Source organism: Tateyamaria sp. ANG-S1, from assembly GCF_000814025.1.
Lineage (GTDB): Bacteria > Pseudomonadota > Alphaproteobacteria > Rhodobacterales > Rhodobacteraceae > Tateyamaria.
In genome coordinates this window covers 617,198-639,573 of record NZ_JWLL01000003.1, presented here as the reverse complement: position 1 = coordinate 639,573, position 22,376 = coordinate 617,198, and the positions used below count along the sequence as shown (strand labels likewise).

The following is a 22,376-nucleotide window of genomic DNA, read 5'->3' as shown; positions in this document are numbered from 1 at the left end:
ACGCCCAGAAGGTTGTGAAGCTTGCAGCGTACCAGCCATTATTGACGGCGTGGTGGCAAGGGCAAAGAACGTGAACTGGCGGCGATGCCTGAGACCCTCACGTTTCTCAATCTGCTGAAATCACTGTTCTACGTGGCCACCGGCGTGATGCCAAAGGATGACGATCCAGTGTTCTTCACCCACGAAGGTAAACGCATCCGAAGCTTCAAAGGCGGTCTCGCCAAACTGCTGGCTGCTGCTGACCTACGCGTGGCCCGAAATGGCAAAACCCGCGACAGCTTCAGCTTCCGCCACTTCTACATCACCCAGCAAATCCGAGAAGGTGTTGGGCATCACTTGCTTGGGCGCAATGTTGGCACCTCATCCAAGATGATCGACGCCTACTACAGCAAGATCAGGCCAACCGATGAAATTGCTCAACTGATACCTGATTGGTCAAAGAAGCGTTTGCTACAGTACAAGCGGAAGTGAACGTTCCCGCATTGAGGGCTGGAACCAGACATTCGCTGCTCTAGCAACCTGTTCGAAGCTTCCGGCCAATAGCTGACATTCGCTTTGGCGTTTCGCTCCAATTCTGACACAGGACTTCAAAGATCTCCCTCGTACTAGCAGCCTAGTTGCCTTTCAGAGCCAGAAATTGGCTGACGACCTCGGTGAAATAATGACGACTGAAGCGACGCATGCGGATGTAAAGAGGAATCGTAAGTAGAACGAAAACCATGAGTGCTAGCGACAGTTGCTCAGTACCGCCCAAAATCAGGACAAGCCCAACCGTCATGATAGTACCCGCGACCATGCCGCGGCACATACCGTAAGTTCGATTGAATGCGTCGATTCTCTGAGTTCTTTTGTCGGCTTGTAGTGCTGCATACACTTCCTTTCGAGTCCCTTGCCATGAGCTGGAATTCAACTCATCTTGGTCCATAATGCCCTCTGAGCGCAGCACCGAAATAAATCGCTTCCAGCGATCAACGTCAATCGGCCGCTTCTTTTCGTTCAACACAAGTGCGTCTTTTCCCAAACCAAGCATGTCTTCAATTGTCTCGATCCAGTTTCCGATGAGCTGCACGACATGGCCGACGACAAATGAAACAATTAGGAAGATACCCAATGTTCCAAGTTCTACGCCTTCACTGTTGATCACAGAAGCAACCTCAGGAACTAAGAGAGAAACAGCTAGCGTTGGCAATGCACCGGGTATAATCACACCCACGTATTCATAGGCATCGAAACTCATTGATGTACCTCCAACGAAATGGGATTGGAGCCACTGTCACCGACAATAACCATAGCTGGGGGACGTTGCTCAGCCATAAGCTCTTCTCTTAGCATTACCAGTTGAGCGGCATCCGTCAGACTGGGCGTCGTTCGTGCCCCGCGTGGATGGGAATGCCATTCGCCAACATATGTTAGTTGATGCATCGTTCGCGCTCTTGCCTCAGCAATGCTATCGATGGATCCTTGAACACCCCGTTCAAACGACGACGGTGAACCAGAACTATCAGGTGGCGCTTCCAACCCCATCGAAATATCAATCCGTTTCCGCGAGTGATCAACGACTCCTAATAGGATGCCTCCAGTTTCGTTGGGCAAATGGGCATCGCGAAAGTTTTGAAGTTTCCGAGCAACCGCATCTGTCAAACAGATTTTCCAACCGTTCGCATCTACAGACATACTCCCGATGGTCGGAGTTACGCGATGCATATTGGTCCCGCCGTCTGCGTTGATGCTGGCAATCGTGATGCTTGGCTCGGAAGAAGGCATATTATTTCCGAGCACGCTTGCGGCGATGCTTGATAGCATTGCTGCTTTTGAGGCAGGAATTCTACTGGTGACTGAGCGACATTGTCCGCCGGAAACTACTGCTTGGTCCCCTGGTCGCAAATGGTCAAAAAGCGATTGGTTCTGACAGATTTCTGCGTAGTAGAGTGCCTCCAAATTAGCGAGATCAAGCGTTCTTGCAGCGTCCTCTTGGAGAACCACAACTGCGCTTCCGGAGGGATTGAAAAACGCGGAGATTGCACGACTTCGCTTGGATATCGCACTTAGGGTCCGACTAGCACCGAGCGAGGCGGTGAGGTCAAGGATGCGATCTGATGTCGCTAGCGTTTCGTTTAGCTTTTCGGACTGACGTGCCGACAAGAGTTTTTCACATATCGTCTCGATAACGAGGTCTGTGCGGATCGCGCGTAGATCGTCAGATAGCATCGCGGTCTTTGAATTTCCTAACGCAGATCCGCGCAACACGTGGCGTGCAAGATTGTGGGGCGCAAAGACGTCATCATCCACGATAGTCAGCTTTTCGAACGCGCCTTCGCGGACAAGTGATGTAATGCATTGCGAACCGATGGACCCTGCTCCCAACACGACCACATTTTTCCCGATTTCTTCGCGCCACTGTTCGTCATGACCCGCGTAGATTGATGCAACTTCTCCTTCGAACGAAAAGCTGAGGTTGGCCGACATCAATCGAATACCTTCGAGTAGTTGCTCGTCTATTTCTCCAACCGGCAAGCAACGCCCAAAGCTGTGAGCGACGCCTTCCGGCGTTTTGAACAAGAGGCCTGTCGCTACGCCGATCTCGCCCAGCGAAGCTTCTGTTCCGAGAAACATCGGTTCAACACTGTCTTGGCTTTCGTTGACTACGACAAACTGTATGAGCATCCGATACCCATAAAGCCGCTCGAGGGCATGCCCGGGGGTGTTCAAAATCTCGTTTAGTCTTCTGCGCAGCAATTCGAGTAGGTCTTCTTGACCTCCGGCCAGCATGGATCGAAGGTGCCCGAGATGTGTCGGACGGTGCCACATTGCGCCGCTGTTTTGTGCTCTGACTCCCAGTGTAAACCCAACGAACTCCCCTGCAGAGTTTCCGGTAGGATCGGTTGTATCGGCGGCTTCATAAGCTTCTGCGACAAGATAGTTGTCGCTTTCGCCCAAGGCCTTTAACCGCACAAACACTGGTGGTCCTTTTGGATCGCAAAACTGCGTTTGAAGCGTTGAGCACATCACAATGGTCTGTTCGGCCGGCAGAAAAATTGTGTGTGGTAACTGGAGAGCATCATCCACTTTGCCGGTGTCAACACGTCCGAACCAGGAGATGGCCCGTCTGATGATTTCGGCGCCGCTATAGTCTGCTTTCGCATCATCCCATGGGCGATCATCTAAGCAGATTGTCATACTTCCTGGGAGAACAGACTCTATGGGCAAGCCGTATGAGTGGGGCGTTAGTGGAAATTCCTTTCTGAGCGGTACGACCGCGGGCTCGTCGTTTATGAACGCTACCGCCAAACGCTCTTCGGGCAGAACTCCATATTTTGGTTCTTGCGAGATGCAGGTCGTCAAGTTCAAAACAATGACCTCGATGCGGCGATCTATTCTGCGAAGTTCTTCTACTGTGGCCGCATGTCCACCGTGATTTTGGACAAAATCAAAAAGGGATTTGGCTAGGTCTATATCGAGGTCATCCGGCGAGATCGCGTCGCCCCCAACTTCAAAAAAAGGTCCCTCTTGGCTGACTTCGCTCACTGTACCATTCATTGTTCATCCGGCTCGCATAGGGACGAAGTGCTGATTTGAGATGAGAAAGTAGATGTGATGCTGTGCCATGCAGGAACGGTAACTGCGCAATTGCTGGCCGAAACACTATTTGCTTGGCGGTCCGTCAGTCTTCACCGCGTTCCTGATTTTTCACGACCCAAGATTCTAGCTCGAGGAAAACTTGATTAAATCAAGTTTTCAGAGGACCTCCGCCGCGCTGCGCTTTTGCTCATCCGACACATCGATGTAGCGTTGCGTGGTGGTCAGCTGTTTGTGCCCAGCCAGCTCCATGATCACCTTGGGCGAAATGCCAGCATGTGCCATGCGGGTGATGAACCAGCGCCGCCCGCTGTGTGAGGACGCATCATCGATGCCAGCGGCATCAAACACACGGGCAAAGGCCTGGACCATGCTGTTGGGTGTGAAGTGTCCACCCTTCTGGGACTCGATCACAGGCCGGTCAGGTGCCCTCCAGCGATCCAGCTGCGCCCAGTAGGTGGAAAGCTCCTTCTGCAGCTTGGGCCGGCTTCGACTACGCGGCCCATGCGGCGCAAACGACGAATTCCTCCTCGCCGCTACCGCTCAGAACCTCCGCAAACTGGCAAAGACCTTTCCTGCACCGCAGCAAGCGCGAAAAGCCTGACCAGAAAGGCGCTCGCACCTTGTTTAGGGTGCCACTTTCTGAACCAGCAACACGTTGTTTTTCCACAGAATCGGCCGTCGTCGGTGCGCCAGCGCAATAACTTTTTAAGACTGCAGCACTGTCATCGAAGCTGGTTGTGAACCATAATGTGGGTGTTTGAATCCTATTCAATGCAGGGATGGGTGCCAGCTGTACCAGTCTTACAATTTTGTAAGGTTGGGGTAAGGGCACTGTAAGCTTGGTGCCACAGCTTACTTTGGATTGTGAGGCGTTCTGAGTAGTGACGGCATGAGATGCCAACATCAGCGGTGCAAAATCTACAAACTAATGCAAGCACGCTTCGGCTACGAAACGGAACTGCGCTTACCGAGCTGCCAAATGTCTAGAACTTCTTTGATTTCGCTGACTGTGTTTGTTTTTGCGCATGTTGCCCTGGTTGCCCCATTTGTGCCATTGGCGAACATGCTTCCTGCAAGCCTCGGGGCGCTGTCGATGAGTTCGATGGCGCTCACGCTGATCCTTGCGGCCCGTTGGCGGATCGTTGACCGACTTATGGGAGGGCCGGACAAATCCTACGGCGCGCATCGCTGGCTCGGGTTCTTCGCCCTTTTTGGAGCTCTGGGGCATTGGGCGACTGCCGAAACCTATGGGGCTGGCGCTGTGCCTGTGCTGGCTGGAAGCGGCGAGAGCGTTGGATGGTTTGCGGCGATGGGGCTGGTGGTCTTGACCTGCGCAGCCATGGTGCGTGTAATCCCGTATCACCTTTGGAAGGCGAGCCATATGCTGATGGGCCCCATTTTCCTGTTAGCAGCCTATCATACGTTCTTTGTGGCCAGCCCACTTGCGGTGGGATTTGCGCCTTGGACCTTGATGGCGGTGGTCTCCGCAATCGGCCTACTGGCGTGGGGCCAAACCCTGCTGCGCAAGCGAGAAATAACGCGCCTTGTCACCGTTGAAAAAGCAACGCCCTTTGAGGGTGGGGTCGATGTGACTTTTCGCGCGCAAGAGCCTCTGCCCACATTCCGGCCGGGACAGTTCGCGACCATTGCCCGAAATATCGCGCGGGCTGAGACGCATCCTTTCACCATTGCAGGAGGGACGGAGACAACACGTCGCTTCGTGATCCGCGCGGCAGGCGATTGGACAGATGATTTTATTAGCACCGTTTCGGAAGGCGACACATTCCGTATCGGGCGGGGCGTCGGGCGTTTTCTGCCGCAGGTGCACGCAAACCGGACGGAACAGCTTTGGGTGGCAGGTGGCGTGGGGATCACGCCGTTCCTGGCCGCGTTGGAACGAATGGCGCCCGACAATAATGCCCGTGTGATCCTGATCTATTGCATCAGATCGCGCGAGTCCTCGGGCGCGATTGCAGACGTGGAACGCCACGCCACTCGGTTGCCGCAGGTTGACTTGTTTGTTCTGAGCGACACCACCGGAGACAGGCTGACACCAACGCGCATGACAGAGATTATGCGATCCATGAACGCGGACGCGCAAGTGTACTTGTGTGGCCCCGAAGGTTTGAAGTCTTTGGTCACAACGGCTTGGCAAACACTTGGGAAGACGGGCAAGGTTCACAGCGAGCGCTTTGATTTCAGAGGGGCGTATGGATTGATGGACCTGATCTATATCGGCAAGCCCGCGTTGGAGATGGGGCGGTCGTTGCTGACAGGTGAAAGGGAGTTGCCGCATGCGCCTTCTGGTCCTCGAAGATGATCCAAAGCTTGGGCCTTGGGTGACACAAGGCCTGCGCGAGGAAGGCCATGTGGTGGACCTGTTCACCGATGGCAAAGACGCGCTGTTTGCCGCGATGGACCAAAGCTATGATGTGCTGGTGCTGGATCGCATGGTGCCGGGCCTCGATGGGCTGTCGGTGCTCAAGGCACTACGGCAGGCCAAGGTAACCGTACCAGCCATGTTCCTCACTGCGCTCAACGAGGTGGATGATCGCGTGACGGGTTTGCGTGCAGGTGGCGACGACTATCTGGCCAAACCCTTTGCATTTGCGGAGTTTCTGGCACGGGTTGAGGGCTTAGCGCGCAGGCCAGGTACTCCAGAAGATCAGGCATCAGAACTCATCGCAGGCGATATCACCATGGACTTGCACAAACGCACCTGCTTTCGGCAGGGACAGGCTGTGGACCTGAACCCCAAGGAGTTTCAACTGCTGGAGGTATTTCTGCGGTCAAAGGGGCGCGTCCAAACTCGGACAATGCTGCTCGAGCGGGTCTGGGACATGAGCTTTGATCCCACAACCAGTGTTGTCGAAACGCATATCAGTCGGCTTCGGGGCAAAATAGAAAAGCCGTTTGGGGATACAGTGATCCGCAACATCCGCGGCTCTGGCTATGTTTTTGAAGAGGCTTAGCGGCCTGTACAGGCTTTCGGCCTTCCGGCAGGCCTTGATCCTGCTGGCGCTGTTTTCGGCGATTTCGGTGATCGCCTGGGGTGGGACCTACTGGTTGATCTGGAGCGAAATGGGCCGGGTGGTCGATACGCGTCTGACCGAACGGATGGAGCTTGCCGTCAGCGCCTTGGCGGCGGGTGAACCGCTGCCAAGGCCGGAGGACGGCGAGAGCATTCAACTGACGGAGGACACCTCTAGACTGGGTTTCTGGACAGACCCGCTGCAAGGGGCAGAAACCCGTTACTTCCAGCAGCAGACCCCCCACGGCATTGTTCTGGTCGGCGAAAATACCGAGCGCTACGAGGAAATGCGGCACATCGTGTCGACCGGTATGCAACTCAGCCTTGTTGGAAGCCTGATTGCAGCTGGAATCGCTGCCGTTTTGATGGCCGGGCGGGCGCAGCGGAGGCTGAATGTCATCACCAAAGGTCTCGTGGATGTTGCCCAAGGTCAGCTTGATAGACGTATTTCACTCAACGGCGATGATGATCTGAGCCTGGTTGCGGGTCGTATCAATCTGACGACCGCAAGGTTGGAACAGGCCATCGCTGACATGCGGGTGCAATCTTCCAATATCGCGCATGACCTTCGAACGCCTTTGGCCCGCCTTCGTGCCGAGGTCGAGACCTCACTGAATGCGCTGATCGACAAAGACCGCGCGGTGACCGAGGATGATCTTGGTGCAGCGCTGGAACAGATTGACCAGATCAATGAGACCTTTGATGCGTTGCTACGGCTCAGCCGGATCGAAAGCGGGGCTGGACGGTCCGGGTTCACGCCAGTGCTATTGGCGGAATTGATTGATCGGGTTCAGGACACCTATGCCCCTGTTGTTGAGACGGCGGGGCAGCATCTGAAGATCGACGCGGAGGACCCTGCATCCGTGCATGGCGATTCTGACTTGTTGATGCAGCTTGTCGCCAATCTGGTTCAGAATGCGCTGCGCTACGGCGCGCTCGGTCAGACGATCACCTTGCGATGCCACAAAACGTTGCTTTCTGTGTACGATGAAGGTCCAGGCATCCCTTTTGAGGAACGTGAGCGCGTTCTGCAACCTCTGTACCAACGCCAGACGCACCGCCAAGGCGACGGGTTCGGATTGGGCCTGTCGCTCGTGCGCGCGATTGCGGAGCTGCATGGCGCTGAGTTGTCACTCGCGGATGGGCCCAATGGTCATGGGCTCACCGCGACGGTCCGATTTCAAGCAAATGGCCAAGATGTAAGCTCCACGTAAGCCACGTGTGAAGTTGCACGCCGACATTCCCGCCAAACTTGGCAGGAGCGGACGACATGCGGCCTTTCGAAATCCTCTCGTTGCGGCAAAGCCTTTGGGCGGCCGCGCTTGTCCTTCTTGTGGGCGCGACACTCTATCCCAGCGACATGGACGGCCACTACGCGCAGTCCAAGAACGGTGAGGATAGCCGGGTTGTCACAAGTGTTGAGGCCTACGGAAGGCACATCAACACACTCATCCCAATCGGCACTGCGCTTGTTCTGCGGGACATAAAGGGTTTGGCGCAAATTGGGGCTGTTCTTTTCGCAGGAACGGCCGCCACGCACATCCCAAAGCGGCTCTTGAACGATGTCGAAATCAACGGAACCCGGCTTGGCCAGCGGCCCAATGGTGGCCAGCACAACATGCCGTCCGGGCATTCCGCGCTTGCCAGTGCGGGAGCATGGATTGCAGTTCGGCGTTACCTCAAGCTCTTTGGTGTGATCGTCTGGCCAGTGCTGTTTCTGACGATGTACGCACGTTATATGCTGGATGCCCATACGGTCTCAGCCACAATTGCCGGGGCCATTATCGGCATCCTTGTTGCGGATCTATTTATGCGGCCCTGTTTCCGGCTACGCCGCATTCTTGCGACGCGCCCAAGCACCTTGCGGAGACGGAACGAATTTGCCGGGAAAGCACCGGTGTCTGCCTAATGGGTAGCCCAGCCGTTTGCTGACAGATTTGTAAGTCTGTGGACATCTTCATGTGACTTGGAGCGCCAATATCACGATCCGAAAGCCCATAGCTAAGGATGGATCCCATGCTTTACACCCGTAATGTTGTCTCAGCGACTGCCATAAGCCTACTCATCATGCCTGCGTTTGCGCAGTCGGGCGAGGGAACGAACCTGACGATCGACGAAGCCGTCGCGATCGCGTTGAAAGCACAGCCAGGAACGGTGGCAGAGGCCGAGCTTGATCAGTTCGATGGACGGTCCGTGGTCGACATTGAGATTGTCAACGAGGCTGGCGAAGAGGTTGAATTCAAGGTCGATATCGAAACAGGTGAGATACTGGACCAGTGGACGGATGATGACCCAAGCGATGATCCAACCGGAGCAGCTGAGGAAGCCGAGGTCACACACAAAGCCGGAACCGCACACACGGGGCCGCACTTGGAATGGAGCATCCCGCTGAGCTGGGCTCTCAGCGCGGCCACGGCGGCGGAGGAAAAATGCACCGAACTGGGATTTGCCGTGACAGTCACAGTCGTCGATCAACGTGCCCAACCCCGCGTGACGCTTATGAAAGAAGGTGCGTTCCCGCACACAATCGAAACCAGCAGCCGGAAGGCCATCACAGCGGCGTCGCGGCGCGAAGCAACATCCGTGATCGAGGCTGAAAACGTACACGAGCCAACACTTGGTGCTGTTTTCAACCAGATTGGCCTGATCACATTGTCGGGCGGCATCCCCATTTTGTACGAAGATGAGGTGATCGGCGGCATCGGGATCGCGGGATCACCGGGCGAAGATGAGACCGGCAAAGAATATGATGACATTTGCGGCGAAGCAGGGATCGCGGCGATTTCCGAACTCTTGGACTGATCGTACGTCGTTTTCAGCGGGCTCTGCGCGATCGCACGACGTTGCCCAAACAACCGTCGTGTGATCACTCTCCAAAAATCGGGATGCCTCATGCCTCGCCTTATATTGGCTGCCGTTCTTCTGTGCCTGACGCTGGCGCAAGCAGGTGCTCAGGAGCATATCGGAATGCTCCCAGAGCTACGTAGTGCAACGCCTGCGACCGAAGTTTTGCAGCTGCCCATCCCGTTGACCGAAGAAGCCATCGCGCAATTCATGTCTCAGATGAGCGACACGCAAGTGCGGTCGCTTTTACGCGACGAGCTGAATGCCAAAGTATCGCCGCCTTCAGAGGCGCTAGATCCGGGCGCGCAAACAGAGACGCTCGCTTACCATGCGACTATCGGGGCTGCTCGTGCCGCAGTTCGCCCGGCGCAAGAGTTTGGCGCGATGATCACGGCTCAGACGCAGTCTGTTGCCAGTTTCACAGCGCGGTTCGGTGATGACGGTTGGATGCTTTTGCTGTCCATCCTCGGCCTGGCGGCTGCTATCGGCTACGGGCTCGAAAAGCTCTTTTGTGTGCTTATCCTACGCTGGTTTCCTCAGCCCACGGGGCAAATATCGACAGGAATCAAAGCGTCGCTGGTATTTCTTACGCAACGCCTAGCGCGCGAAACCAGCGGGGTTGCCATCTTTGTGGCAGTATCAGCTGTCATTGTCGATGCGCTAATGCCGGATGGGCTGGAAGAATACGGGTTTGCCGCACTTCTGACCCTGCTGCTTGCGCCGCGCATCGCCTACACGTTCCTGCGTTTTCTATTGACCCCAAACGTCCCCCAGCATCGTCTGGTCTTCGCCGACAATACCACCGCGAAATTTCTAACCCGGCATTCCGTGGGCATGGCCGTGCTGATCGGCGCTATGCAATTCGTATCCCAGTTCAACGCTCTGAACTCGGCGCCAGAGCAAGCGACCCTTACCGTGTTCTGGTTCGACCTTGCACTGCGCGCATATTTCGTCTGGATCGTAATTCGCTGCTGGACGGGCTTGGTTCTAATGATGCGGGGTGCGAGTGAAGAGGTTGGCGTTTGGGAGGACCGCATCGCCCGCATCTTTCCGTTACTCGCAATTTTCGGCGTCTTCGGCACGTGGTGGTTGATCAACATCATCGCGAGCTATGACGCGCTTGCGCTTCTTGCAGAGCGGCCCGACATCACGACCGTGGGTTTGCTCGTGGCGGCACCGGCCTTTGACACCTTAATCCGAGCCTTGAGCAGCCACTTGATGCCACCCATGAGCGGCGAGGGTCCGATCGCTGAAAACGCGTATAACGAGACGAGTCGTGCCTATAAACGGATCGGACGGATTCTCGTCTTCGGGGCAATTCTGCTGCAACTTGCTGATATCTGGGACATAAGCGCCGAAACGTTCATCAGCTCTGGGGCTATCGGCCTGCTGCTCCAAGGTTTCTTTACCGTCAGCTTTACACTGGTTTTGGGTTATCTGACATGGGAAGTCGTGTCCTTGCTGATTTACCGCAAACTGGCTGAGGAGATGACGCTTTCCGGCTGGAACCCCGAGGAAGACGACTTGGGCGACGGTGGCGGGACTGGCGGCACACGCCTGACCACGATCTTGCCACTGCTCCTCAAATGCGCCCGCGCAGCAATCCTGATCCTCTTTGGCTTGCTGACCCTAAGCGAACTGGGGGTTAACATCACGCCCCTCTTGGCCGGTGCGAGCATATTAGGTCTCGCGGTCGGCTTCGGTTCGCAGAAACTGGTGACGGATGTCGTTTCGGGCGTTTTCTTTCTACTCGATGACGCCTTCCGGGTGGGAGAATACCTGGACATTGGCGGAACAATGGGAACAGTCGAGAAAATATCAATCCGGTCCTTGCGTCTTCGTCACCATCGCGGGCTTTTGCACACGATCCCCTATAGCGAAGTGCCGAAAATCACGAATTACTCCCGGGATTGGGTGATCATGAAACTGAAGTTCACCGTCCCTCACGGCACTGACACGGAAAAAGTGCGCAAATTGTTCAAGCAGATCGGCCAGGACCTTCTAGAACATCCGGAATTGGGCAAGGACTTTATCCAGCCGTTCAAGTCCCAGGGTGTTTTCGCATTCGATGACGTTGGGATTGTTATTCGTGGCAAGTTCATGGCGAAGCCCGGCGGGCAATTCATGATCAGAAAGGAAGTCCATAACCGGGTGAAGGCCGCCTTCGAAGAGAACGGCATCGACTTCGCACGCCGCGAGGTGCGCGTTGCGATCCCGGGCCTTGGCGCGTCGGACGAGATCAGTGGTGAAGACAAAGCCCATATCGCTGCTGCTGCAGGCGAAGCCACGACAGCACAAACACCCGTCACATCGCAGCGTAACATTGCAGGCGATGTTTTGGACTGAGATTATTTCCTGCATGGCAAAATGACGTCGGACGAAAGATCGTTTTGAACTGTGTCACAAATCACGGTCGGCAATGACAACACGGGCCAACCAATCGAAAAGCAGTTATAAGCCCACCACTAGGGCTAGCGGATGCTTTGTTCACAAAGATTTACATACAACAGGTTGGGTTACTAACGATCACTGAGGTGACACTGGCTTCAGTTTTGCAAACGCAGCGAATATTCGGAATGCGGGTTGCAATCGCAGCATCATTGCATTGAGTCGGATGTCGGCTTTGGGCCGTCCTCGACGTCGAGATCCACGCCTGCCATCGCGATGCTACGTTGCGCACGAACAACGGCTCTTATTCTCTCACTTTACGACTGAGGAGTATCAGTCCCTTGAAAGCTTTGCGCTTCATCAAGCAGCCAGTTTCGGAAGGAAGCAATTTTCGGGTCATCTCGGCGATCTTTTTGCGTTAGAAGAAAATAAGCAAAAACGAGTGGTGTACTCAGTTCAGAATGGAAAGGTTGAACGAGACGACCGGATTCCAGATGATCTGCTGCCATCCGGTCGCCTATAAGGGCCACACCTTCCCCGTCTAGTGCGGCGCGCACGGCCATTTCCTCTTTAGTGAAACGGGGTCCCTTGAATGGGTCCACATCAGTTGCGCCCGCCGCAAGAAGCCACGTACGCCAACTTCCTTCGGCTTCCTTCCATTCGACGTGCAGCAACGTATGGTCCTTCAGATCTCCAGGTGATCCTAGGGAGGGGCCTTTGGACAGAACGCTCGGGCTGCACACCGGGATCGCCCGCATCGCGAACAATCGGTCACTCTGCACACCCGAATAACCGCCCATGCCATAACGAATTGCGACATCTGCTTCGCCCGCTGTGATGTCCACCAACCGATCTGTACCGTCAAGGCGCACCTCGATGTCCGGGTGTTTGCGCCGGAACCGATCCAAACGCGGCACCAGCCAAAGTGAGCCGAAGCCGGGACTGACGCTGATCGTCAACAGGTGATCGTCTTTTCTGACCTGCATCTTGGCCGTCGCAGCGGCCAGGTGATCAAACCCTTCTGTTATCAACGGAAGGGCGGCCTCACCTCCTTCCGTCAAACGCAGAGCGCGTGTCAGCCGGTGAAACAGCGTTGCACCTAGCCAGTCTTCCAGCGTTTTGATCTGATGGCTGACTGCCCCAGGCGTGACGCCTAGCTCGTCCGCTGCTTTGGCAAAACTCAAATGGCGCGCTGCGGCCTCGAAGGCCTGTAAGGCACGGAGCGGAGGAAGGGTGCGGCGCGTCATACAGATCAATAAAACTAATGTATCAGGTGAAATCAAATCCTTTGTAGGAACTGCTATGCCGCGGTTAGAGGTTAGGAGTTTCTATGCTAGGGTTAGAATTTCTCACCCTTCTATCGGTGAGGTCATGTCACTATGAGTTCTGAGAACGAGTATCGGTCAAAAGGTCGATCCGACTATGCGGTTGGGGTTATTCTGCTAATCGCGTCGGCGGTCACATTCAGCACCACCGGGATTTTCACAAAGGGTGTCGAAGCCGCTGCCTGGGCCGTGATCTTCTGGCGCGGTGTCTTTGCAGCCACCGCTACGACGGCGTGGGTCGCGAGGCGCAGTGCGCTGCGGCAAGAGTTCCTTGGCATGGGTCGGGCAGGTTTTGCTGTCGGCGTCGTCGGGGCGATTGGTACCGCCGCGCTGATCCCGGCCTTCAAACTTACCACCGTTGCGAACGTTGCGCTGATCTACGCCTCCGCACCATTCATTGCCGCCCTGATGGCGTGGGTTGCGCTTCAAGAGCGGGTGTCACCGCGCACTGCGCTCGGCGCGGCGGGGTCACTTGCAGGTGTCGGCATCATCGTCGCGGGCTCATTGGGGGATGTGAGCCTGGCAGGAGATGGGTTGGCGCTGGTCATGACCTTGGTCATGGCGACAATCATGGTCATCTACCGCGCGAGGCCGAGTACACCGAGTGCTGGACCATCGGTCCTGCAATCCCTGTTTCTGGTGCCACTCGCCTTCATCTTCGGTTCACCTTTGCAGATTGATCCGGTCGAAATCGCAATCCTCGCTGCTTTCGGTGTCATGCACGCAATCGCGTCCGTCACACTGGCCGAGGGGGCAAAACGCGTTCCGTCTGGTCAAACAGCCCTACTAGGTGCTTTGGAAACGCCGCTCGCGCCGATTCTTGCATTCCTGATACTGTCGGAAATACCTCCGACTGCGACGACTATTGGGGGTGCGATTGTGTTGGTTGCGGTCCTGTTCTCTATCAAAAGCGAGGCCGCACCAGTCGCGGAACTGAGAGATGAGGGAACACGCTCATGAGTATCGAAATCTGGCTGACATATCTCGCGACGATGTTTGTCTTCATGGTAACGCCCGGCCCCAGTCATTTGCTCATGCTCTCCAACAGCATGACACATGGCTTCAAGCGATCACTTGCAACAGCAGCTGGTGACCTGACCGCGAATGCGTTGCAAATGGCGGCAGCCGGTCTGGGCCTCGCTGCAATCCTGGTGGCTTCGCAACATGCCCTTACGGTCGTGAAGTGGCTTGGTGTCGCGTATTTGGTGTGGATGGGTCTTCGCATGTGGCGGCAGGCAAGCCATGCCAGTTCCAAGGCTGGAGCCGCGCCATCTGCTTCCGTGAAAGCACTATGGTGTCAGGGGTTTTTGACTTCTGCTGCAAATCCAAAGGCCGTCGTATTCTTCGCTGCACTCTTTCCACAGTTCATTGAGCCCAGCCAGCTCTTCTGGCCGCAGTTTCTGATTCTGTCGGTTACATATCTGATTGTGGATGGTACCTTTTTGTCTGGCTATGGAATTGGAGCCAGTTGGATCGCGTCGAGACTTAAGAAAAACGCTTCGGCGGTGGTCCACCGGATCGGCAGCGCGTTTTTGATCGGTGCCGCTCTGATGCTTGGTCTTAAAACTCTGCGGGACACGGCATAGCCATAGACATTACTCATCCGAGTGGAAACAAGCGGACGTCTGAAGCATCTTGTGCAATGCTCGCTTTGTCCGGATAGTGTTGAAGAAGTTGGTGTTTGAGCGTCTGGGGGTTGCGATAAAATCTGCCGTAGCTTTGCTGTGATGCTATTGGTTCTGGTTGCAGAACCAGTTTTGCGAGCCTCCTGAGGCTCTGGGCGGTTGCTGCAAGCTGGAACTGTTCATATGCGCCTTTGGGTCCTCGTAGTCGCATCATCGGCACGCCGATGTATCGCTTCAGATGAGCGAAGAGCATCTCGACTTTCCGCCTTTGAATGAACAAGGTCATGGAGGCGTCCGTTTTTCGGATATCGCGGGCAAAATCTCTGGCCGCTTCGTGGACTGACCGCACGACGCGCCGCCCCGGATTACCCGGGCAGCATTGTGGCTTCAGCGGGCAGGCATCACAGTCGTGTTTTCAGGCGCGGTATCGGATGAACCCGTCTGTGCCGCCATTGGGCTTTCGCGGTTTGGAGAAGTTCCGGCGATGTGTTCGCAGATCCTTGCCCGCTGGGCATGTGTAGCTGTCGGTCGCGGGGTCATAGACAAAGTCCTCACGAGAGAATGTACCGTCCGTCCGTTTCAATTTATCCCAGACTGGAATGTGCGGAGCGATGCCTCGATTTTCCACCGACCAGCCCAGCATCTCCGCCGATTCGTAACCTGTGTCGCCAACCAACTTGTCTGGCGTCATGCCAAAACGATCGCAAGTGTTGCATCTGACCCCCTAAATTACCCCTGATTGGCCTCCTCGTTGCAGTTTATGATGTCCCAAAAGGATACAGGCATCATGAACTCTCAAAACTTGGGTGAGCTCGCAAGTGATCAGAAAATCCAAAAAGTCCTCCACGCTTTCGGCTATTCAATCCCCATCGGGAAAGATGGTCGCAGACTTTGGCCCACAAAGTTCAAGCGTTCCATGGGGCAGCGTATGAAGTTGGGGGAGCTATCGATCAGTGACGTGCAGAAGACTTGTCAGATCTCAGACAAGACAGCTTACAGTTGGCGCAAAGGTGGCTCTCGAAAGTCGTCGAACAAGCCACAAAAAGCACAACAGCCCGCTACCTCTTTCGCTGAAATCAAGGTCGAGCCTAGTAAGCCAGCTTCGCCGACTCAGACGCATCAGATTGTTTTCAGACGCGCTGGGTGTGAAGTCCTATTGCCACCAAGTTACCCTATTGATCAACTGGTCCAGTTGATCAGGGCGCTTGAAGGTCGGCCGTGATTTCTCCGGCAGGCAACTTCAAATTCTACGTGGCTACCAAGCCCGTTGATTTTGCAAAGGCATGGATGGCCGTGCCGCCATTGTCATGAACGAGTTTCAGCTTGATCCCTTCAACGGTGCCATCTTCATATTTCGTTCTAAGCGGGCGGATCGCCTGAAGCTAATCGTGTGGGACGGAACCGGACTCGTGATGACCTAAAGCGGATCGAGGGAAAGGGCTTCGAATGGGGGTGGTTCTATCTCAGCACGGTCCTCGACAATCACAGCCGCTACATAGTCTCCTGGAAGCTCTGCACGAACATGCGGGCTGAAGATGTGACCGACACGCTGGACTTGGCGTTGCAGGCGTCAGGTTGTGATTAGGTCCACGTCGTTCACAAGCCACGCCTGCTCAGTGACAAGGAATCCAGCTATGTCTCTGGCGACCTGGCGGAATGGCTGAAAGATAAAGGCATGAAGCATTCTCGCGGTGCGCTTTATCACCCGCAAACCCAAGGGAAGATTGAACGATGGCACCAAACCATCAAGAACCGCATCTTGCGGGAAAACTATTTCCTGCAGGGCGATCTCGAAGCTCAGGTCGAAGCCTTCGTCGACCACTATAACCATCAGCGCTACCACGAGAGCCTCAACAACGTCACACCCGCCGATGCCTACTTCGGGTGGACAAAGCCATTCTAAAGCAAAGGGACAGGATCAAACGGACGACACTCGAAATGCGAAGCTTGCCTCATCGCCAGCACGCCGCATAATCGCACCGACAAGATGAGCCAAACACTCTCTCTCAGATTAAGACGCTTTTGCTTCCAAAAAACTGACGATGGACAATACCTGAGATTCAGAGCCTGATCGCCGATCACGCGGCGCGTGCGGTTGCCGCAGCAGTTAGTCTCACTCTCGATGCGATGTCCGTTCGAAACCTACCCCACAACGCGCCCCATCGCGTCGCGCTCCAGTTCGACGGTGCCTCTCCGCCCAACTCCAGGAAGATCCGACTGTCGAGAAGGATCAAAGCCTCATCTGTTTCAAAGTCCCTGATCCGATCGATGTTACCATTCCCGAGCTCTGTCGAGAAACGGAATGAGTTACTTCCCAGTCCACCCGTAAGCGCGTCGGCCGCAAGCCCGCCATCCAGCAGGTCGCTGCCGCGGCCTCCGACCAGAACATCGGAACCGGCGTCCCCCGGTTCGGCAGGCGCGGGCGGGAATTCGACCGAGACGTTCAGCGTGTATGTCGACCCTTCTGGTACGGCTTCTGTCCAACCGCCGTCCTGGGACTCCTCTGTCCAGCTTCCTTGAACGATGTAGTAGGTGCCGGTTTCCTCGGCCACAAAGACGGTGCTGGAGTCGCGTATCGAAGTTGAACCCGGATCACCGCCCTCATCGTCGTTCTCGGCAACGACATTGCCATTGCTGTCCAGAAGGCGGATCCAGCTGTCATGGACGTTTGGATCTTCAATGTCATCCACGTCGATGGAAAGGACGGTGCCCGCCGCAAGGTTGATGCTGTAGTAACCCGCTTGGCCGTTCCCGGTCGCGTTGACTGTGGTGTGGAGAACAGTTGTCGAGTCAAAGATGTTTTCATCTTCCTCAAGCGAGAAATTGTCCGAGATGTCGAACGCCGTCGCAATCGAGTTGTTGGTCGCATCCCCATCGAGCGTGGTGTAGCCTGAGCCCATACCCGGTGTTGGCAGTGAGCCATCCTGATAGGCGAAATCCCCAAGTATGGTGTCATCTTCGGCTCCGCCGCGCAGGGTGTCATCACCTCCCTGTCCAGTCAGAACGTTGCTGGCCTGGTCCCCGTGGATGGCATCGTCAAAGCCGGAGCCGGACAGGTTTTCGATAGAGATAAAGGTGTCTCCTTCGGGCGCCTCGTGGCCCAGGTTCAACAGAACCCCACTGCTCGCATTGAAGTAGTCGGCTGTATCGCTTCCGGCACCGCCATCCAGCACATCGTTGCCGTCGCCGCCCGTAAGCGTGTCATCACCGGCACCGCCAGAAAGCTCATTCGCCTGGTCGTCGCCAATCAGCCAGTCATCGTGGAACGAGCCGTCGACATTTTCGAAGCCGACGAGAATGTCGTTTTTGATTGCAGTGCCGCGACCCACGATCTGAACGGGTCCCGTGGCATCGCCGCCTGTGGCCATGCCGTTGGCAAGGTCGACCGTGACGCCGCTTGAACTGTTTCTGTAGACAACCGTGTCTATGCCCTCACCACCGTCTAGGTAGTCCTGACCTGACCCGCCGATGATGACGTCATCACCGCCTTCACCGTACAGAATGTCGCCATCGTTTCCGCCATCCAGTGTGTCATTGCCATCCCGGCCGTTAAAGACATCGCCGCCCCCCTGACCGATGAAGTGGTTGTCTGCGGAGGTTCCGATGAAACGGTCGATCCGGTCGTCGGATCCGATCAGGCCCTCGATGTCATAGAAGGTGTCGCCTGATGCCGTGCCACCGTTGGCAAAGTTGGTTTCAAGATTGACGATAAGCTGGAACGGGCTTTCACGGCTGAAGTCTACCGTATCGCTGCCTGCGCCTCCCCTGAAAACATCGACGCCCGCCTGACCGCTGAGCACGTCGTCGCCATCGCCGCCGTCGAGCAGGTCGTCGCCCTGACCGCCCAGAATAGTGTCGTTGCCATCACCACCATAAAGCGCGTCGTCGCCATCGTCACTTTCGGTCTGATCTTCGAGATCCTCGATGTCGATGGTGTTGTTGATGTCGCGGCTCTCAAGGGAATCTGTGCCACCGATGATGATGTCATCGCCGCCCAGGCCAAAGATTGTGTTGTCGCCAGCACCGCCGTCTATTGTCTCGTCCGTGTCGTCGCCGAATATGATGTTGCTTCGGGTGTTGTCGCCGGATGCGGGAGGCGTGTCGCCATCATCCTCTTCCAGTGCGGCGATTGTGCTGTCGGCGTAGATGATGTTTTCGACGTTTTCGATGTCTCCAATGTCCAGATCCCGAGACATCACGATAACTGTGTCGTTGCCGCCATCCGCTTCCTCGCGCACGATGTCGTCAAGCGAGTCCACGAAATAGGTGTCGTTGCCGTCACCACCGGCCATGCGGTCATCGCCGCCGCGGCCATCCAGCACGTTGTCACCGTCATTCCCGATCAGCACGTCGTCATATTGGCTGCCGATCCCATTCTCGATGTAGTATTCGGTGTCGTCCTCGTTGTGGCCTGCAAAGATGGATACATTGTTGTTGTGACCGTTCACGTTGGAAAGCTGCCCGGCGCGCATGTCCAGGATCGTGCCAGCGATCGAACCGGAAAAGTCCATCGTGTCGTTTCCGCCGGTGTCGTGGATGACAAAGCCAATATCGCGCTGCATCCCCGAGGAAGTGAGCTCGTAGCCATATTTGTCGCTGTTGAACCCATAGACATCATCGCCGGTGTTCAGGTTGATCGTCTGATAGGTCCGCTCGCCTTCTTCATTGACGGTCGAGAAATAGGTGCGGATGACGGCCTCGATATCGCCCATCAGGGGGGTCGCCGCAGACCAGCGTGTGTCCTCACCCACATCGATCCCGTCAAAATAGGACATGACGCTGTATTGCTGCCGGTCATAGATCCAGGTGGCGTTGTTCAGGTAGTTGATCTGAACGCCGCCGGGGCCGCTGTAATTGTAAAGACCAGGGTGGTTCAGCCCGAACTCATGTCCGTATTCATGAATGAACGTGTCAAAGACATAGCCACCGATGTCGGTCAGATTGGGTTCGGTATCATGGAACCGCTGGCCGACACTGATGTAGCGGTCGGATGAAAAAGCGCTGCCGTCAAACCGTTCGCCAATCTCCGGGCTGACGACTTCCATCCAGTCCGTATCCGGGTCATAGGGTGTGTCCTCCACGATCTCGAATTGGAACGGCGTGACAGAGGCCCACATCTCAAGCGCGCCAATCGCCGCTTCCAGATAGCCGGGGTAGTTGCTAAGTTCGGAGACGTTGACGCGAAGCGGCTCCGCCGCAATCTCAGGTGTCAGGCTGCGCGGCAATGCGCCCAGATAGTCGAGATAGGCTTCGTAATCCTCACTTTTGCCAAAGGGATTTTCCGGCGTTTGGTCATTTTCCCACCACGGATCCGCCGCAGTCTCGGCGTTGATGTGTTCAGAGCTGGTTGGTTGGCCAGGTTCATCTGCCACGGCATTGTCTGTCACCTGATCCGTGTCGGTCGTGTCCGTTGGTTCGGGGCTGTCGTCGCCCTCAACCGGGTTTGGGGTGGTCGCATCAGGCGCTGCCAGAGCAGCCAATGTTGGCGTCAAGGTCATCGCTTCGCCCAACACGACTTGCAGGCCGGTCTGTTCCGTACCGATCTTTCCAAATGAAGTTTCTTGTTCGGGGCCGTACCCCAGTTGGCACATCATGCACATTTTCAAATTATCCTTTCGCAGAGACGCCGGTGTCGTCAGTTCAGATCGGCGGAGAGAACGGGGGACGTTCAGCGGTGGCGCTGATCACGTCAAAAATGAGGGGCTTGCTTTTCTTTGCTGCGGCCAACTCAGGCTGCGCTGTCATGTTTTGAGACTCCTCTACTGGCAACCGTAAGCGCTACGGTCGTTCAGAATTGTCGGCGCGCATGATCAACGGGCGCCGGGATGGCGGATTTTGGGGGTAAAAGACTGGTTAAAAAGACACCGTCATCACCGAAGGATGCGGTGTTTGTTGCGCACAAAATTCTACTTATAGTTGCATCATCAACACTTCGTGATCGGCCACAACTGGAAATCCAAATCATGCCGTAACTGGCGGATTTTGGCTTGAAAACGGGTATTTACGTTAGGTAAAGCTGCCTCATTATTGGGCTAAGTCCGGTTGTCGGAGGCCAACGGTAGCCGAGCGACTGAGGTCGAATGGATGAGGCAGAAACCCGGAGCACGGCGGTAGCGTGGGGGGAGAGTGGGCGAAGACGTACGCCGGGCGGAAGAACTCATTCACCGTGATCTGCTGTCTTGAAATGCTGTAAACTGGATCGTGAAGACCGAGGGCAACGGTCAGAGCCGCGGTTATTCCTTGTTCAGGAATAATCTGCGTCCGTTGGGTGACAGGCCACTAGGCGCGCTATCACTCTGCCGCCTTCGGTTGAGCGAGTGCATGATGCCGAAACAACCATGGGCTGCGGTATCCAACGACAAAAAACTACCTTACAGCCGCCTCCTCAGTGGCGCGCAACACGCGGAGCAGGTTTTCGCCCCATATCTTGCGAATGTCTTCCTCGCTGTACCCGCGCTCAAGCAGGGCGCGGGTGACATTGAAGCTGTCGGCGGCCGCGTCCCAGCCGTCAACACCGCCACCGCCGTCGAAATCGCCCGACAGGCCCACATGGTCGATGCCGGCCACCTCGACCGCATGGTCCAGATGATCGAGGAACTGGTCGAGCGTCACGTCCGGGAATTCGTCGCGGAGACTGTCGCGTTCGCGTGCGTATTCTTCCAGCGTTGCGGGGCTGGCGGTGGAGAAATCAGCGCTGTTTAGCAGGCCGAGACGGTCGCGCAACTCGCCGATGGCGGCGGTCAGCCCTTCGTCCACGGGGGCGATGTAGGACCGGAACGCCGTGATCTGGGCGACGCCGCCCATCTCAGCAATCGCGCGCAGTTGTTCGTCATCAAGTCCGCGGGCGTTGTCGTGGACCGCCTTGACCGTGGAGTGCGAGGCGATGACCGGGGTGCGCGACAGTTCGATCGCCTCCATGCTAGATACTTTGCCCACGTGGCTGATGTCGACCATGATCCCGTGGTCGTTCAGGGCCGCAATCAGGTCGCTGCCTAGATCGCTCAGCCCCGGATCCTCGGGCGCGTCGTCATATTCGGGGCGGGGGTTGGAACTGCCGCTGAACAGGTTGTGCCCAAAATGGGTGAGCGAGACGTAGCGGATGCCGCGGTCGGCCCACATCGGAACATCGTCGATGCTGTCGCCCAAACCGGCGGCGTTTTCCATGCCCATAAGCGCGACGAGGCGACCGGAGGCATGGATCTCTTCCGCCTCGTCCGCTGTGGTGGCCAGGGCAATCTGGTCTGGGTAGGCCAGGAACATGCGTTCGAGCGCGCGGTACCGCGCCTCGGCCATGGCCCGCATTTCCGCGATGCCGTCGTCGGTGTTCGGGCTTTGGCGGGTGTAGACGATGAAGAACCCGCCATCGAGGCCGCCGATGCGCATGCCCGGCAGGTTGACTTGGGCGCGGTTCAGCCCGCCCGGATCAAGTGAGGCGGTCATGAAGTCGCCTGCGATGTCGATATGACTGTCGAGCGTGAAAAGGCTGTTGTGGAAGGCACGCATTTCGGCTTCGGTTATGTCTTGGGCCGTTGCTGGCAGGGCAAGTGAGATGGCGAGAGCGAAGGCGAGGCGTTTCATGGGCGG

16 protein-coding genes and 2 pseudogenes are annotated in these 22,376 nt (G+C 56.2%); 10 read left to right on the top strand and 8 right to left on the bottom strand.

The window, feature by feature from the left end:
• Nucleotides 1-84 precede the first annotated feature (84 nt).
• Nucleotides 85-471, top strand: coding sequence for a hypothetical protein (locus RA29_RS04980; protein ID WP_039683419.1), 387 nt, complete (start codon nucleotides 85-87; stop codon nucleotides 469-471).
• 142 nt (nucleotides 472-613) lie between these two features.
• Here RA29_RS04980 and RA29_RS04975 read toward each other — a convergent pair whose 3' ends face one another.
• From RA29_RS04975 to RA29_RS04965, 3 genes are all read right to left on the bottom strand, one after another.
• Nucleotides 614-1,237, bottom strand: coding sequence for a hypothetical protein (locus tag RA29_RS04975; RefSeq protein WP_039683418.1), 624 nt, complete (start codon nucleotides 1,235-1,237; stop codon nucleotides 614-616).
• The gene (locus RA29_RS04970; RefSeq protein ID WP_193743465.1) at nucleotides 1,234-3,525 is read right to left on the bottom strand and encodes a ThiF family adenylyltransferase; all 2,292 of its coding nucleotides are present in this window, start codon (nucleotides 3,523-3,525) and stop codon (nucleotides 1,234-1,236) included. The genes RA29_RS04975 and RA29_RS04970 overlap by 4 nt, the downstream gene beginning before the upstream one ends.
• 210 nt (nucleotides 3,526-3,735) lie before the next feature.
• Nucleotides 3,736-4,020 carry a site-specific integrase gene (locus tag RA29_RS04965; protein ID WP_039683415.1) on the bottom strand — a complete coding sequence of 95 codons (285 nt, stop codon included), beginning with the start codon at nucleotides 4,018-4,020 and terminating at the stop codon, nucleotides 3,736-3,738.
• Between the two features lie 448 nt (nucleotides 4,021-4,468).
• On the opposite strand from RA29_RS04965, the gene RA29_RS04960 reads away from it, so the two are divergent.
• The 6 genes from RA29_RS04960 (at nucleotide 4,469) to RA29_RS04935 (ending at nucleotide 11,800) form a co-directional block, all read left to right on the top strand.
• Nucleotides 4,469-5,899, top strand: a complete 1,431-nt coding sequence (locus RA29_RS04960; RefSeq protein ID WP_082029433.1) for a ferric reductase-like transmembrane domain-containing protein — start codon at nucleotides 4,469-4,471, stop codon at nucleotides 5,897-5,899.
• Nucleotides 5,874-6,551, top strand: coding sequence for a response regulator transcription factor (locus tag RA29_RS04955; protein WP_039683411.1), 678 nt, complete (start codon nucleotides 5,874-5,876; stop codon nucleotides 6,549-6,551). Before RA29_RS04960 ends, RA29_RS04955 begins: the two co-directional genes overlap by 26 nt.
• Nucleotides 6,532-7,824, top strand: a complete 1,293-nt coding sequence (locus RA29_RS04950; protein WP_082029432.1) for a HAMP domain-containing sensor histidine kinase — start codon at nucleotides 6,532-6,534, stop codon at nucleotides 7,822-7,824. Before RA29_RS04955 ends, RA29_RS04950 begins: the two co-directional genes overlap by 20 nt.
• A 56-nt stretch (nucleotides 7,825-7,880) precedes the next feature.
• Complete coding sequence (locus tag RA29_RS21735; protein WP_052249468.1) at nucleotides 7,881-8,519, top strand: phosphatase PAP2 family protein; 639 nt, start codon at nucleotides 7,881-7,883, stop codon at nucleotides 8,517-8,519.
• Nucleotides 8,520-8,626: 107 nt separating this feature from the next.
• Nucleotides 8,627-9,412: a heme-binding protein gene (locus tag RA29_RS04940; protein ID WP_193743463.1), complete on the top strand. Its 786-nt coding sequence runs from the start codon at nucleotides 8,627-8,629 to the stop codon at nucleotides 9,410-9,412.
• A gap of 489 nt (nucleotides 9,413-9,901) precedes the next feature.
• Nucleotides 9,902-11,800: a mechanosensitive ion channel family protein gene (locus tag RA29_RS04935; protein ID WP_193743462.1), complete on the top strand. Its 1,899-nt coding sequence runs from the start codon at nucleotides 9,902-9,904 to the stop codon at nucleotides 11,798-11,800.
• 359 nt (nucleotides 11,801-12,159) lie between these two features.
• On the opposite strand, the gene gcvA is transcribed toward RA29_RS04935, so the two are convergent.
• Nucleotides 12,160-13,089: a transcriptional regulator GcvA gene (gene gcvA / locus RA29_RS04930; protein WP_039683407.1), complete on the bottom strand. Its 930-nt coding sequence runs from the start codon at nucleotides 13,087-13,089 to the stop codon at nucleotides 12,160-12,162.
• Nucleotides 13,090-13,221: 132 nt separating this feature from the next.
• On the opposite strand from gcvA, the gene RA29_RS04925 reads away from it, so the two are divergent.
• A complete protein-coding gene (locus RA29_RS04925; RefSeq protein ID WP_052249466.1) occupies nucleotides 13,222-14,127 on the top strand; it encodes a DMT family transporter in 906 nt (301 codons plus the stop codon).
• Nucleotides 14,124-14,753 (top strand): LysE family transporter, encoded by a 630-nt coding sequence (locus tag RA29_RS04920; RefSeq protein WP_039683405.1) that lies wholly within the window; start codon nucleotides 14,124-14,126, stop codon nucleotides 14,751-14,753. The genes RA29_RS04925 and RA29_RS04920 overlap by 4 nt, the downstream gene beginning before the upstream one ends.
• Before the next feature lie 13 nt (nucleotides 14,754-14,766).
• On the opposite strand, the pseudogene RA29_RS22765 reads toward RA29_RS04920, so the two are convergent.
• Nucleotides 14,767-15,192 (bottom strand): annotated as a pseudogene (locus RA29_RS22765) (transposase); the annotation flags it as partial.
• Between the two features lie 15 nt (nucleotides 15,193-15,207).
• Nucleotides 15,208-15,483, bottom strand: coding sequence for a hypothetical protein (locus RA29_RS22760; protein ID WP_052249464.1), 276 nt, complete (start codon nucleotides 15,481-15,483; stop codon nucleotides 15,208-15,210).
• Between the two features lie 756 nt (nucleotides 15,484-16,239).
• On the opposite strand from RA29_RS22760, the pseudogene RA29_RS22325 reads away from it, so the two are divergent.
• A pseudogene (locus RA29_RS22325) lies at nucleotides 16,240-16,766 on the top strand (DDE-type integrase/transposase/recombinase); the annotation flags it as partial.
• Between the two features lie 104 nt (nucleotides 16,767-16,870).
• Here the strand turns inward: RA29_RS22325 and RA29_RS23745 are convergent.
• A complete protein-coding gene (locus RA29_RS23745) occupies nucleotides 16,871-20,392 on the bottom strand; it encodes a M10 family metallopeptidase C-terminal domain-containing protein (protein ID WP_275041497.1) in 3,522 nt (1,173 codons plus the stop codon).
• 766 nt (nucleotides 20,393-21,158) lie between these two features.
• A complete protein-coding gene (locus RA29_RS04890; RefSeq protein ID WP_039683401.1) occupies nucleotides 21,159-22,370 on the bottom strand; it encodes a membrane dipeptidase in 1,212 nt (403 codons plus the stop codon).
• Nucleotides 22,371-22,376 lie beyond the last annotated feature (6 nt).

What these genes read in the sequence shown, in the direction of transcription:
- RA29_RS04980 (WP_039683419.1), top strand. Translation starts at nt 85, where the DNA reads ATGCCTGAGACCCTCACGTTTCTCAATCTGCTGAAATCACTGTTCTAC.
- RA29_RS04975 (WP_039683418.1), bottom strand. Translation starts at nt 1,237, where the DNA reads ATGAGTTTCGATGCCTATGAATACGTGGGTGTGATTATACCCGGTGCA.
- RA29_RS04960 (WP_082029433.1), top strand. Translation starts at nt 4,469, where the DNA reads ATGAGATGCCAACATCAGCGGTGCAAAATCTACAAACTAATGCAAGCA.
- RA29_RS04955 (WP_039683411.1), top strand. Translation starts at nt 5,874, where the DNA reads ATGCGCCTTCTGGTCCTCGAAGATGATCCAAAGCTTGGGCCTTGGGTG.
- RA29_RS04950 (WP_082029432.1), top strand. Translation starts at nt 6,532, where the DNA reads ATGTTTTTGAAGAGGCTTAGCGGCCTGTACAGGCTTTCGGCCTTCCGG.
- RA29_RS21735 (WP_052249468.1), top strand. Translation starts at nt 7,881, where the DNA reads ATGCGGCCTTTCGAAATCCTCTCGTTGCGGCAAAGCCTTTGGGCGGCC.
- RA29_RS04940 (WP_193743463.1), top strand. Translation starts at nt 8,627, where the DNA reads ATGCTTTACACCCGTAATGTTGTCTCAGCGACTGCCATAAGCCTACTC.
- RA29_RS04935 (WP_193743462.1), top strand. Translation starts at nt 9,902, where the DNA reads ATGCTTTTGCTGTCCATCCTCGGCCTGGCGGCTGCTATCGGCTACGGG.
- gcvA (WP_039683407.1), bottom strand. Translation starts at nt 13,089, where the DNA reads ATGACGCGCCGCACCCTTCCTCCGCTCCGTGCCTTACAGGCCTTCGAG.
- RA29_RS04925 (WP_052249466.1), top strand. Translation starts at nt 13,222, where the DNA reads ATGAGTTCTGAGAACGAGTATCGGTCAAAAGGTCGATCCGACTATGCG.
- RA29_RS04920 (WP_039683405.1), top strand. Translation starts at nt 14,124, where the DNA reads ATGAGTATCGAAATCTGGCTGACATATCTCGCGACGATGTTTGTCTTC.
- RA29_RS22760 (WP_052249464.1), bottom strand. Translation starts at nt 15,483, where the DNA reads ATGACGCCAGACAAGTTGGTTGGCGACACAGGTTACGAATCGGCGGAG.
- RA29_RS23745 (WP_275041497.1), bottom strand. Translation starts at nt 20,392, where the DNA reads ATGTGCATGATGTGCCAACTGGGGTACGGCCCCGAACAAGAAACTTCA.
- RA29_RS04890 (WP_039683401.1), bottom strand. Translation starts at nt 22,370, where the DNA reads ATGAAACGCCTCGCCTTCGCTCTCGCCATCTCACTTGCCCTGCCAGCA.